We start from the raw sequence: 12,866 nt of genomic DNA, 5'->3' as shown, positions 1-12,866 counted from the left end.
ACGTCGGCGATCGCAAGCGCGGCGAAGCCGGGCGCAGCGGGTCGCCGCGCGACAACCCACGTCGGCGATCGCAAGCGCGGCGAAGCCGGGCGCAGCGGGTCGCCGCGCGACAAACCTATTGCGGCATCTGCAGTTCCAGGCGCACCCCGAGCAGCCGGACCGGCCGGTCGAGTTCGAAGAGGTCGAGCACCCGCAGCGCGGCAGCGACGATGACGTCGGCGTCGGTGGTGGGTGCGTCGAGCTTGCGGATTTTGGTGCGGGTGTAGAACGTTGACGTTCGCACTGTGACCGCAACTCGGGTCACGATGCGGGATTGCGCCACAATGTCGGCCAGCGCCTGCTGGGCCAATTGGATTACAGCGGACACCATTTCGGCTCGGTCGGTGAGGTCACGCGGGAAGGTGACGACGTGACTACGGGATCGCGGCACCCATGGTTCGGCGCTGACATCGGTGTCGCCGCCACCTTTGGCCAGCAACAGTAGCCACAGGCCGATTCGGGGCCCGAACATCGAGGTGAGCAGCTCTGCTTCGGCGTGGGCAAGCTGCCCGATCGTGGTGATGCCAAGGCTGGCAAGCTTTTTCGCAGTCTGAGAACCGACACCCCAGAGCGCGTCAACCGGCCGGTCGGCCATCACGGCCATCCAGTTGGCGTCGGTGAGCTGGTAGATGCCGGCCGGTTTCGCGAATCCGGTAGCGACCTTGGCGCGCTGCTTGTTGTCGCTGATGCCGACAGAGCAGGAAAGCCCGGTTTCGGCCGCTATCACGGTGCGGATTTGTTCGGCCACGTCGACAGGGTCGATGCCGTCGGGTACGCCGACGTACGCCTCGTCCCAGCCCCACACCTCGACCGGATAGCCCAGGTCGCGCAGCAAGCTCATCACTTGATCGGAGGCCGCGTCATAGGCGGCTGGATCCGATGGCAGGAAGGTGGCATCGGGGCAGCGGCGGGCGGCGGTGCGTAAAGGCATGCCAGCATGCACCCCGAACTCGCGGGCCTCATACGAGGCGCACGTGACGACCTTGCGGGGTTCGTTCGGATCGCCGCTGCCACCGACAATGACCGGCAGCCCCGCCAGTTCGGGATGGCGACGCAACTCGACCGATGCCAGGAACTGGTCGAGGTCGACGTGCAGCACCCAGTCCGTGCTCACCGCCCGCATAGCTTGCGTGCCAGGCTTTCCCACGCGTCGCCCAACGTCGCGAGGGTGTGGCCGCGGTGGTTGAGTTGGTGCTCGACGTAGTCGGCGTCAAGCAGGGCCAGCAACGCGTCGGTCTGGGCGTCCAGATCGCCCGTGGAGCCGGCGGACGCGAGCAACATCCGGACATGCGTGTGCAGCAACATTGCCGGCGCGTTGTAACGGGTCTGTGGGTCGCGGCTAGCCGCGGAAAGCAGCGTGTGGTGCGTATGGACAAACCGCAGCCGTTCGCGGCCGAAGGCAAGCAGGCGCTCCAGCGGCGGCGCATCGGGACCCAGCGGCGGCGGCCCGAACATGAACGCCTGCTGGAGGCGGCTCTCGTCTTCGCCGAGCAACACCATCATCAAACCGGCTCGGCTGCCGAACCGGCGGAACACCGTGCCCTTGCCCACCCCGGCCGCAGCGGCGATGTCGTCCATGGTGACCGCCTCGGAACCGTTTTCGGCGATGAGCCGACGGGCCGCATCGAGCAGCAGCGCGCGGTTGCGGGCTGCGTCTCCGCGCTCTTGCGGCGCGGAAACGGGCAGCTCACGGGCGTGGTCGACGACGCTCACCTCTGCACTGTAGCGCGACCGGAATAAATCGGACCATGGTCCGGTTCGGTCGTGCAAGGATATAAGCCGAGAACGGAAAGGACGCCATGTCGGATCGCAAGCCGGACATCAAGGTGCTCGCGCTGGTCGGAAGCCTGCGCGCCAAGTCGGTCAACCGCCAGATTGCCCAGCTGGCGACAGAGGTCGCCCCCGAGGGCGTCACGGTCACCGTATTTGACGGACTCGGCGAGCTGCCCTTCTACAACGAGGACATCGACAACGCCGACGCGCCGGCATCGGTTACCGCGTTACGTTCCGCCGCTGCCGACGCCGACGCTGCCTTGGTGGTCACCCCCGAATACAACGGCAGCATTCCCGGCGTCCTGAAGAACGCGATCGACTGGCTGTCGCGGCCATTCGGCAACAGCGCGTTGAAAGACAAGCCGCTGGCGGTCATCGGCGGGTCGATGGGACGCTATGGCGGGCTGTGGGCACACGACGAGACCCGCAAGTCGTTCGGCATTGCCGGGCCACGCGTCGTCGAGGCGATCAAGCTCTCGGTGCCGTTCCAGTCGCTGGACGGCAAGCGTCCGCGTGAGAACGCCGAACTGGTGTCCAGCGTGCGCGACGTCGTGGGCAAGCTGGCCGCCGAAGTGAGCTAAGCGGACGAGACAGCGCCGCCGAACGGACCTCTTTGCCTGTCGGCGGCTTTGCTGTGGGCGCGCATTCCCACGCTTAGCCACCGATAGATGTCCGTGGCGGCTGGTAAGCCTGTCGGCAGCGCAATGATGCGCCGCAGTTGCCGAATTGTGATCTACGACACGCCGATGGCGTACCGCGGACAGTGCTTACGACCAGGGAATTTCACGAATGTTGTTCCGAACATCTTGTATCCCTTCTTATTGTCACCCACTAGGTGTAGTGTTTGAGCAACCGACAGACCCCAGGCTCGCCACCTCGGTCCAGCGTGGTGACGTTCCGGAAATCCGGCATCGGCGCGTGGACGCGCGGCGGTGTCGAGAACCGGGATTTCGGGTTTGACGGTCTGCCGACCAGTCGTGCAGAGGTAGTGCCCGAGAAGTTGCCAGTCCGTGCCCAGTCGTTCTGCAGAGGAGCCGAACCGCCGATGACCATCACCGTGTACACCAAGCCCGCCTGTGTGCAGTGCAACGCCACATACAAGGCGCTGGAAAAACAGGGCATTGCCTACCAGACGGTCGACATCACGCTGGATTCCGAGGCGCGTGACTACGTGATGGCCCTGGGTTACCTGCAGGCGCCCGTGGTCGTGGCGGGAAACGAGCACTGGTCGGGCTTCCGTCCCGATCGCATCAAGGCGCTCGCCGGAGCTGCGCTCACCGCGTAAGGAGATTGCGGTGCCGTCGTCCAGCCTGGTGTATTTCTCCAGCGTGTCGGAGAACACCCACCGATTCGTGCAGAAGCTTGGTGTTCCCGCCACGCGGATACCGGTGCACGGACGCATCGAGGTGGACCAGCCGTACGTCTTAGTGCTGCCCACCTACGGCGGCGGTCGGGCGACCCCCAACATCAACGACGGCGGCTATGTGCCCAAGCAGGTCATCGCGTTCTTGAACAACGAGCACAATCGAGAGCTGCTGCGCGGCGTGATTGCGGCGGGCAACACAAACTTCGGTGCGGAATTCTGCTACGCGGGCGAGGTGGTCTCGCGCAAGTGCGGCGTTCCCTACCTCTACCGATTCGAACTCATGGGAACTGACGAGGACGTGCAAGCCGTCCGCGCGGGCCTGGCTGACTTCTGGAAGGACGAGACGTGTCACCGACTCTCACAGCTGCAGAGCCTGTAGCTGCTGCCGGGCGCACCCCGGTGCAGGGCGAAACGGACTACCACGCCCTGAACGCGATGCTGAACCTGTACGGGCCCGACGGCAAAATCCAGTTCGACAAGGACGTACAGGCCGCGCATCAATACTTCCGGCAGCACGTCAACCAGAACACGGTGTTCTTCCACGATCTCGACGAGAAGCTGGACTACCTGATCGAGCAGGAGTACTACGAGCGCGAGGTGCTCGACCAGTACTCGCGTGCGTTCGTCAAGTCGCTGTTCGACCGCGCCTACGCCAAGAAGTTCCGGTTCCCAACGTTTTTGGGCGCGTTCAAGTACTACACCTCCTACACGCTGAAAACCTTCGACGGCAAGCGCTATCTGGAGCGCTTCGAAGACCGGGTGTGCATGGTGGCGCTCACCCTGGCCGCGGGTGACACGGTGCTGGCCGAGAAGCTGGTCGACGAGATCATCGACGGTCGTTTTCAGCCGGCCACCCCGACGTTCCTCAACTCGGGCAAAAAGCAACGCGGAGAGCCGGTTAGTTGCTTCCCGGCCGGGACTCCGGTGGATACCCCCCAGGGCCCAAAAGCGATCGAAACTCTGCAGCCCGGTGACCGGGTGCTCTCGCACGACGGATCCTTCTCCGTAGTCGAATCCGTTGTCGAGAACCCCAACGACCAGGCTCTGGTGTCGATCTCGCACTTCGGGCACAATGAGCCGATCCGATGCACCCCGGAACATCCGATCCTCGTGTGGACGACGCGCGACGTCGAGACTCTCATCGAAGGCGATGGTGCCGATCCATTCAATGGATTCGTATGGCTAGCAGCCAAAGACGTTCACCCAGAAGACTTCGTCGTGACGGCAGCACCGCTGGAGGGACGCAAGCGGCGCGTTTATGACCTGATGAAGTACGTCGGCCAAGGTGTGTACGAAGAGGTCGACGGGCTCATTCGGAAGGTGAACGCCGACTTGAAGCACCGCAGCAAGCAGCGCCACCGAATGAGATTCGTGTCGGTGAACCGATACGTCGAGGAGTCGTACGACCTCGGCCTCATCTTGGGCTGGTACATATCCGAAGGTCACGTGTCCAAGCGATCAGGCTCGGACGGTCTAATCGCCAACGGTATTCACTTCACGCTCGGCGCAAATGAACTCGAATATCAGCAGGAGTTGGCCGCGGCGTTCAAGCGAGTGTTTGCAGCTGAACTCTCTGTCCACCAAAGCGTTTCGGACTATTCGGTTCGCATGGTCTGCAACAGCATGGTCGTGGCGTCGCTGTTCCTTTCCATGGCTGGAACGGGATACCACACGAAGCGGTTATCGCACGACGTCTTGACAGCGGATGAAGAGTTCCAGCGCGGACTGTTGGCAGGGCTGTTCCGTGGGGACGGGTGCTGCACCACCGGCGGTATGGTGCTCGACCTGGTGAACCCGGAGCTGATCGATCAGGTGCAGCTCATCGCGCGCCGGTTGGGAATCGTGTCCAGGGTCCGCCAGTACGTCGACCAAGCAGGCAACGTGACGGGACAGTTGTTCGTCCCCGGGCTGCCCGGCACCAATGAAGACTTCATCTTTGATGTCGGCAAGAACCTGCACAACTACACGGGCCAAAAAGGAACGTCCCGCAAGACTTATCAGGTTGTGCATGGGCGGCATTTATACGGAATACGCGAGCTGAAGCGTACGCAGCAAGTTCCGGAGAAGGTGTACAACCTTCACGTTGAGGGCACGCATACCTACACGATTCGTGGCGCGGTCGTCCACAATTGCTTCCTTTTACGCATCGAGGACAACATGGAGTCCATCGGGCGAGCCATCAACTCCGCGCTGCAGCTCTCCAAGCGTGGCGGGGGAGTTGCGTTGCTGCTCACCAACATTCGCGAGCATGGCGCACCGATCAAGAACATCGAGAATCAGAGCTCGGGCGTCATCCCTATCATGAAGCTGCTCGAGGATTCGTTCTCCTACGCCAACCAGCTTGGTGCGCGCCAGGGTGCGGGAGCGGTGTACCTGCATGCGCATCATCCCGACATCTACCGCTTTTTGGACACCAAGCGGGAGAACGCTGACGAAAAGATCCGGATCAAGACGCTGAGCCTCGGCGTCGTGATACCCGACATCACGTTCGAGCTGGCCAAGCGCAACGACGACATGTACCTTTTCTCGCCGTACGACGTCGAACGGGTTTATGGTGTGCCGTTCGCCGACATCTCGGTAACCGAGAAGTATTACGAGATGCTCGACAACCCCCGCATCCGCAAGTCCAAGATCAAGGCGAGGGAGTTCTTCCAGACGCTGGCCGAGCTGCAGTTCGAATCCGGCTATCCGTACATCATGTTCGAGGACACGGTGAACCGGTCCAATCCTATCGAGGGCAAGATCACCCATTCGAACCTGTGCTCGGAGATTCTGCAAGTCTCCACCCCCTCGGTGTTCAACGACGATTTGTCGTACGCCACGGTGGGCAAAGACATTTCATGTAACCTTGGGTCGCTGAACATCGCCAAGACGATGGACTCACCGGATTTCGCGCAGACCATCGAGGTGGCGATCCGTGCGTTGACGGCCGTGTCGGATCAGACCCACATCTATTCGGTGCCGTCGATTGACAAGGGGAACAACGAGTCTCACGCCATTGGCCTGGGGCAGATGAACCTGCACGGATACCTGGCCCGCGAGCACATCTTCTACGGGTCCGAGGAAGGCATCGACTTCACCAACATCTACTTCTACACGGTGCTCTACCACGCGCTGCGGGCCTCCAACCGCATTGCCATGGAACGGGGCACGCACTTCAAGGGATTCGAGCGGTCCAAGTACGCGTCGGGGGAGTTCTTCGACAAGTACACCGAACAGGTGTGGGAGCCCAAGACGCCCAAGGTGCGTCAACTTTTCGCCGATGCCGGCATCCGCATTCCGACCCAAGACGATTGGCGGCGATTGGAGGAGTCGGTGCAAGCGCACGGCATCTACAACCAGAACCTGCAGGCGGTGCCGCCGACGGGGTCGATCTCGTACATCAACCACTCGACGAGCTCGATCCATCCGATCGTGTCGAAGATCGAGATCCGCAAGGAAGGCAAGATCGGCCGGGTCTACTATCCCGCGCCATACATGACCAACGACAACCTCGAGTACTACCAGGACGCCTACGAGATCGGCTACGAGAAGATCATCGACACGTACGCCGCGGCCACTCAGCATGTGGACCAAGGGCTATCGCTGACGTTGTTCTTCAAGGACACCGCGACCACCCGCGACGTCAACAAGGCCCAGATCTACGCCTGGCGCAAGGGCATCAAGACGCTGTACTACATCCGGCTGCGCCAAATGGCGCTGGAAGGAACCGAGGTCGAAGGCTGCGTCTCCTGCATGCTGTAGATCCTGGCGCCGACTGTGAGTTGGTGACAGCTTCCCGGCCTGTCGCTTCGCACGTTTAGCACTCGTGAGCGGTCTGCCCAGGTCAGCGACCGCGACGCGGTAAAGTGCTTGACGTGGTGAGAATCCCCCGACCCCACCCGGGCGCCAAGCCTGCGGCCAAGGTCGACGCGCGCAGCGAACGCTGGCGCGAACACCGCAAGAAGGTGCGCGGCGAGATCGTCGAGGCGGCCTTCCGCGCCATCGACCGGTTGGGGCCCGACGTCAGTGTGCGCGAGATCGCCGAGGAGGCCGGCACCGCCAAGCCGAAGATCTACCGCCACTTCACCGACAAGTCAGATCTCTTCCAGGCGATCGGCGAACGGCTGCGCGACATGCTGTGGGCGGCGATTTTCCCGTCGATCGACTTCTCTACCAACTCTGCTCGCGAGGTGATCCGGCGCGCGGTCGAGGAATACGTCGACCTCGTCGACCAGCATCCCAATGTGCTGCGGTTCTTCATCCAGGGCCGCTTTCCCGAGCAGTCCGAGGCGACGATGCGGACCCTCCATGAGGGTCGCGAGATCACCCTGGCGATGGCCGAGATGTTCAACAACGAGCTCCGCGAAATCAAGCTCGACCGCGCCGCGATCGAGCTTGCCGCCTTCGCCGCCTTCGGATCGGCCGAGTCAGCCACCGACTGGTGGCTGGGCCCCAGTCCGGACAGCCCGCGCCGGATGCCTCGTGACGAGTTCGTGGCGCACCTGACGACGATCATGATGGGCGTGATCAGCAGCACCGCGGAGGTGCTGGGCATCGCCATGGACCCTGACCTGCCGATCCACCACGCGGTGCCGCGCAACTCCGCCGTCAGCTAAGCCGCGGCGTTGACATCGCTGCCGCGATCGACAACACTCATCCGATACCCTGGGTACTGGGTACTTGCGCCGGACGGGCGCCCAGAGCGCTCGCCGCTAACAACACCCCTGAACAGGAAGACCGATCCGCCATGTCCGTTGCCGAGTCGATGCCACAGCCCGCCACTCAAGCACCGCCTGTGCACACCCGCGCGTTGATCATCGGGACCGGGTTCTCCGGGATCGGCATGGGCATCGCACTGCAAAAACAGGGCGTGGACTTCCTGATCCTGGAGAAAGCCAACGATGTGGGTGGCACTTGGCGCGACAACAGCTACCCGGGCTGCGCTTGTGACATCCCGTCGCACCTGTACTCGTTCTCCTTCGAACCGAAGCCGGACTGGAAGCACCTGTTCTCCTACCAAGACGAGATCTGGGACTATCTCAAAGGCGTTACCGACAAATACGGGCTGCGCCGCTACATGGTGTTCAACTCGCTCGTCGACCGCGGGCACTGGGACGACGACGACTACCGCTGGCACGTATTCACCGCAGACGGACGCGAATACGTCGCCCAGTTCCTGATCTCAGGTGCGGGCGCGCTGCACATACCGTTGGTTCCCGACATTGAGGGCCGTGACGAATTCGTGAATGCTGGAGGCGCCGCTTTCCATTCGGCGGAGTGGAACCATGACGTCGACCTGACCGGCAAGCGGGTCGCGGTGATCGGGACCGGCGCCAGCGCGATCCAGATCGTGCCTGAGATCGTCGATCAGGTCGCCGAACTGCAGCTCTACCAACGCACTCCGCCGTGGGTGGTGCCGCGGACCAACGAGGAACTGCCCGCCTGGCTGCGGCGCACCCTGACAACTATCCCCGGTCTGGCATGGGCGTTGCGGACCACGATCTACTGGGGTCAAGAAGCACTGGCTTACGGCATGACCAAGCGGCCGAACATTCTCAAAGGCATTGAGGCCCTTGCCAAGTGGAACATCCGCCGCTCGGTGAAAGACCGTGAGCTGCGCCGCAAGCTGACGCCGAATTACCGGATCGGCTGTAAGCGAATCCTCAACTCGTCCACCTACTACCCTGCGGTGGCGGATCCCAAGACCGAACTGATCACCGACCGCATCGCCCGGATAACGCCCGACGGGATCGTCACCGCCGACGGCACGCATCGCCCGGCCGACGTGATCGTGCGATTTAATGTTTTGGAGTTCACCGACTTCTACACGTATGTGCAGATCAAAGGCTTGCACGGCGAGGACCTGGTGGACCGCTGGAACCGCGAGGGCCTCGGCGCTCACCGCGGCATCACGGTCGCTGACGTGCCCAACCTGTTTTTCCTGCTGGGCCCCAACACCGGACTAGGCCACAACTCAGTGGTTTTCATGATCGAGTCGCAGATCCGTTATGTCGCCGACGCAATCGCCACGTGCGACCGGGTCGGCGCGCAGGCGCTGGCACCCACCCGCGCGGCGCAGGACCGGTTCAACGCCGAACTGCAACGCAGGCTGGGCCGCTCGGTGTGGAATACCGGTGGCTGCAGCAGCTGGTACCTCGACGAGCACGGCAACAACCGAGTGCTCTGGGGCGGCTACACGTGGGAGTACTGGATGGGTACGCGTTCAGTGAATCCTGCCGAGTACCAGTTCTTCGGGGTAGGCGTCGACTCGCCAGGCGAGCGCACGGCGCTGGCCGTCGCCGACTAGCCCGCGCACCCACAAAATACGCACGACACAAGGTGTTGTGCTGCGGCGAGTTGTCACACCCCAGGGGTAGTGTTTGAGGCCTGAACACAGCAGACAAATGTCCTGGTGAAGTGGGGTGCTGGTGACCGACAACGTGAAGCTGATCGACCGTGTTTCGGCGATCAACTGGAACCGGCTGCAAGACGAAAAGGACGCCGAGGTCTGGGAGCGGCTGACCGGAAACTTCTGGCTGCCTGAGAAGGTGCCGGTGTCCAACGACATCCCATCATGGAGCACCCTGACCGCCGGCGAGAAGCAGCTGACCATGCGGGTGTTCACCGGGCTGACGCTGCTAGACACCATCCAAGGCACAGTCGGGGCGGTCAGCCTGATTCCCGACGCGCTGACGCCGCATGAGGAAGCCGTCTACACCAACATCGCGTTCATGGAGTCGGTGCACGCGCGCAGCTACAGCAACATTTTCTCCACGCTGTGTTCGACTGCCGAGATCGATGACGCCTTCCGCTGGTCGGAGGAAAACCCCAACCTGCAGCGCAAAGCCGAGATCGTGATGCAGTACTACCGCGGCGACGAGCCGCTCAAGCGCAAAGTGGCTTCCACGCTGTTGGAGAGTTTCCTGTTCTATTCCGGGTTCTATCTGCCGATGTACTGGTCGAGCCGGGCCAAGTTGACCAACACCGCGGACATGATCCGCTTGATCATCCGTGACGAGGCCGTGCACGGTTACTACATCGGCTACAAGTACCAGCGCGGGCTGGCGTTGGTCGATGAGCCCAAGCGCCAAGAGCTCAAGGACTACACCTACGAGCTGCTGTTCGAGCTTTACGACAACGAGGTGGAGTACACCCAGGATCTCTACGACGAGGTCGGGTTGACCGAAGACGTCAAAAAGTTCTTGCGCTACAACGCCAACAAGGCGTTGATGAACCTTGGCTACGAGGCGCTGTTCCCGCGCGACGAGACCGACGTGAACCCGGCGATCCTTTCGGCGCTATCACCCAACGCCGACGAGAACCACGACTTCTTCTCCGGGTCGGGATCGTCATATGTGATCGGCAAAGCCGTCGTCACCGAAGACGAAGACTGGGACTTCTGATTAGCCGTGCCAAAGCCGGGTGTGCCGTGTCGGCTGTGAACACGTGTGAATTGTGTCATCATGCAGCGCCATAGTGGCGCTGGTAAGGCTACGACCGGAAAACTGGTGACATGGCGAGCGAGTCGTTTCTGAGTTCGGTGTTGGACTGGCTACGGGCGGGCTATCCCGACGGTGTGCCGGGCCCGGACCGTGTACCGCTTCTGGCGCTGTTGCGCAGCACTGATCTGACAGACGATCAGGTCCGCGAAGTGGTGCAGAGAATGACCACGCCCGGATCCGCAGCACTCGCCGATGGGACGGGCCAGCGGGACGACATCGCCGACTTCGTTTCCGACATGACGCATTACGACGCGGGCCCGGAGAACATCAGGCGGGTCGCCGGCACGCTCGCCGCCGCCGGCTGGCCGCTGCAAGGTGTCGACCTCAGCCAGGCCGGCGACGATGCGGGCCATGCAACGGCCAGCTGAGGCAGAAGCCTTACAGCGTTGAGGTGTCGATGACGAAGCGGTAGCGCACGTCGCTAGCCAATACGCGCTCGTAGGCCTCATTGATGTACGCAGGTTCGATGACCTCGATTTCGGGCCGCACATCGTGCTCGGCGCAGAAGTTCAGCATCTCCTGAGTCTCTTCTATACCGCCGATGTTCGACCCAGCGATGCTGCGGCGCATCAGCACGAGACCGAAGGCCCGCACGGCCATCGGGTGTTCAGGGATGCCTAGTTCGACGAGCGTGCCGTCGACGTCGAGCAGGTTCAGATATTGGCCGAGATCCAGATTCGCTGAAACCGTGTTGAGGATCAGGTCGAAGCTGCCGCGTAGCTTGCGGAAGGTCTCGCGATCCGAGGTCGCGTAGTACTCGCTGGCGCCCAGGCGCAGCCCGTGCTCCATCTTCTTCAGCGACTGCGACAGCACGGTCACCTCAGCGCCCATCGCCTTACCGAGCTTCACTCCCATGTGGCCAAGGCCTCCGAGCCCGATGACCGCCACCCGCTTGCCGGGCCGGGTGTTCCAGTGCCGCAACGGTGAGTAGAGCGTGATGCCCGCGCACAGCAGCGGTGCCGCCGCGTCCAGCGGCAGCGAGTCGGGAATGCGCAGTGCGTAGTTCTCGTCGACGACGATCGCTTGGCTGTACCCGCCGTAAGTCGGCTGGCCGTCACGGCCGATGGCGTTGTAGGTGGTCGTCATTCCGGGTTTGCAGTACTGCTCCAAACCGCTTAGGCAGCTGCTGCACTCACGGCAGGAATCCACAAAGCAACCTACGCCGACGCGGTCACCGACCGTGTACTTGGTGACGTCAGAGCCGACAGCGCTTACCACGCCGGCGATCTCGTGGCCGGGCACGACAGGGTAATTCGGTTGGCCCCATTCGGCTTTGGCGGTGTGGATGTCCGAGTGGCAGATCCCGCAGAACTTGATGTCGATCACGACGTCGTGGGGGCCGGGTTCGCGGCGAGTGATGGTGGTCTTAATCAGCGGCTCGGTCGCCGACGTGGCGGCGTACGCAGAAACCCTGCTCATGGCAAACCTCGTGAGTGCGGCTAATTCAGCATCAGGTTTTGGGAACATAACCACATTAGCATAGCCAGCCTATGTATTTTGGTGCGTGAGGGCAACGTCACAGCTCGGCGCGCGCAAGGCACCGTTAACCATTGGGCCGTCAACCATGGGGTCGCGGCAGTGACCGCCGCTGTGACGGCAGGGCGCCGCCCGGTGGCTGTTCCTACGCTGGGCCCGTGAAGGTGCGCAGCGAGGCGGTGGCGGTGCCCCTGGCTGTCGTGCTGGTGGCGGCCGCTTTCGTGGTGCCGCACCTGCACCTGGGCATCGTCACCCCGCTGATCCGCGCCGACGCCGCGCGACGCCAGCAGTTCGCCGACACCGCGCCCATCTTCGGCTGGTGGGAAACCCACGTCGGGTGGGGCACCCCAGCGGCGATCGCGGTGGCGGCAGCCGTGGTGGCGTGGGGGCCCACGGTGGCCCACCGACTGTCGTGGTGGTCGCTGAAGCTGGTCACCTGGGCGGTGTCGGCGACATGGGCGTTCTCGCTCGCGATGATCGACGGGTGGCAACGCGGGTTCGCCGGCCGCCTCACCGCGCGCCACGAGTACCTCAACCAGGTGCCGGGGATCACCGACATACCGGCGATGCTGCGCGGCTTCGCCCGGCGGATCCCCGACTTCCAGCCCGACTCCTGGATCACCCACATCTCCGGCCACCCGCCCGGAGCCCTGCTGACGTTCGTGTGGCTGGACCGCATCGGCCTGCGCGGCGGTGCGTGGGCCGGCGCCCTCTGCCTCGTCGTGGGG

General features: G+C 63.0%; 11 protein-coding genes and 1 pseudogene. 9 read left to right on the top strand and 3 right to left on the bottom strand.

Annotated elements, in window-relative coordinates:
• Positions 1-115: 115 nt before the first annotated feature.
• Together ACFE99_RS15615 and ACFE99_RS15610 are read right to left on the bottom strand one after the other, a co-directional pair.
• The gene (locus ACFE99_RS15615) at positions 116-1,162 is read right to left on the bottom strand and encodes a DNA polymerase IV (RefSeq protein WP_375486806.1); all 1,047 of its coding nucleotides are present in this window, start codon (positions 1,160-1,162) and stop codon (positions 116-118) included.
• Entirely contained in the window at positions 1,150-1,752 is a 603-nt protein-coding gene (locus ACFE99_RS15610) for a TetR/AcrR family transcriptional regulator (protein WP_375486804.1), read from the bottom strand. Before ACFE99_RS15610 ends, ACFE99_RS15615 begins: the two co-directional genes overlap by 13 nt.
• An 86-nt stretch (positions 1,753-1,838) precedes the next feature.
• Here ACFE99_RS15610 and ACFE99_RS15605 point away from each other — a divergent pair, with 86 nt between their 5' ends.
• The 8 genes from ACFE99_RS15605 (at position 1,839) to ACFE99_RS15570 (ending at position 11,030) form a co-directional block, all read left to right on the top strand.
• The gene (locus tag ACFE99_RS15605; protein WP_375486802.1) at positions 1,839-2,393 is read left to right on the top strand and encodes an NAD(P)H-dependent oxidoreductase; all 555 of its coding nucleotides are present in this window, start codon (positions 1,839-1,841) and stop codon (positions 2,391-2,393) included.
• Positions 2,394-2,857: 464 nt separating this feature from the next.
• Positions 2,858-3,097 carry a redoxin NrdH gene (locus ACFE99_RS15600; RefSeq protein WP_375486800.1) on the top strand — a complete coding sequence of 80 codons (240 nt, stop codon included), beginning with the start codon at positions 2,858-2,860 and terminating at the stop codon, positions 3,095-3,097.
• Positions 3,098-3,101: 4 nt separating this feature from the next.
• A complete protein-coding gene (nrdI, locus tag ACFE99_RS15595) occupies positions 3,102-3,557 on the top strand; it encodes a class Ib ribonucleoside-diphosphate reductase assembly flavoprotein NrdI (RefSeq protein WP_375486810.1) in 456 nt (151 codons plus the stop codon).
• A gap of 20 nt (positions 3,558-3,577) precedes the next feature.
• Positions 3,578-6,922 carry a class 1b ribonucleoside-diphosphate reductase subunit alpha gene (nrdE, locus tag ACFE99_RS15590; RefSeq protein WP_375486808.1) on the top strand — a complete coding sequence of 1,115 codons (3,345 nt, stop codon included), beginning with the start codon at positions 3,578-3,580 and terminating at the stop codon, positions 6,920-6,922.
• A gap of 113 nt (positions 6,923-7,035) precedes the next feature.
• Positions 7,036-7,776 (top strand): TetR/AcrR family transcriptional regulator, encoded by a 741-nt coding sequence (locus ACFE99_RS15585; RefSeq protein ID WP_375486798.1) that lies wholly within the window; start codon positions 7,036-7,038, stop codon positions 7,774-7,776.
• A gap of 131 nt (positions 7,777-7,907) precedes the next feature.
• Positions 7,908-9,467, top strand: coding sequence for a flavin-containing monooxygenase (locus ACFE99_RS15580; RefSeq protein WP_375486796.1), 1,560 nt, complete (start codon positions 7,908-7,910; stop codon positions 9,465-9,467).
• Between the two features lie 121 nt (positions 9,468-9,588).
• The gene (gene nrdF, locus ACFE99_RS15575; protein ID WP_375486794.1) at positions 9,589-10,563 is read left to right on the top strand and encodes a class 1b ribonucleoside-diphosphate reductase subunit beta; all 975 of its coding nucleotides are present in this window, start codon (positions 9,589-9,591) and stop codon (positions 10,561-10,563) included.
• 110 nt (positions 10,564-10,673) lie between these two features.
• A complete protein-coding gene (locus ACFE99_RS15570; RefSeq protein WP_375486792.1) occupies positions 10,674-11,030 on the top strand; it encodes a DUF3349 domain-containing protein in 357 nt (118 codons plus the stop codon).
• A gap of 10 nt (positions 11,031-11,040) precedes the next feature.
• Here the strand turns inward: ACFE99_RS15570 and ACFE99_RS15565 are convergent, their stop codons facing one another.
• Complete coding sequence (locus ACFE99_RS15565) at positions 11,041-12,081, bottom strand: NAD(P)-dependent alcohol dehydrogenase (protein ID WP_375486790.1); 1,041 nt, start codon at positions 12,079-12,081, stop codon at positions 11,041-11,043.
• A 215-nt stretch (positions 12,082-12,296) separates the two neighbouring features.
• On the opposite strand from ACFE99_RS15565, the pseudogene ACFE99_RS15560 reads away from it, so the two are divergent.
• Positions 12,297-12,866 (top strand): annotated as a pseudogene (locus tag ACFE99_RS15560) (hypothetical protein); the annotation flags it as partial.

Origin of the sequence: uncultured Mycobacterium sp. (genome assembly GCF_964249325.1) — a bacterium.
Lineage (GTDB): Bacteria > Actinomycetota > Actinomycetes > Mycobacteriales > Mycobacteriaceae > Mycobacterium.
Note: the sequence above shows the minus strand (reverse complement) of the source record. Positions and strands in the feature narration are given on the sequence as shown.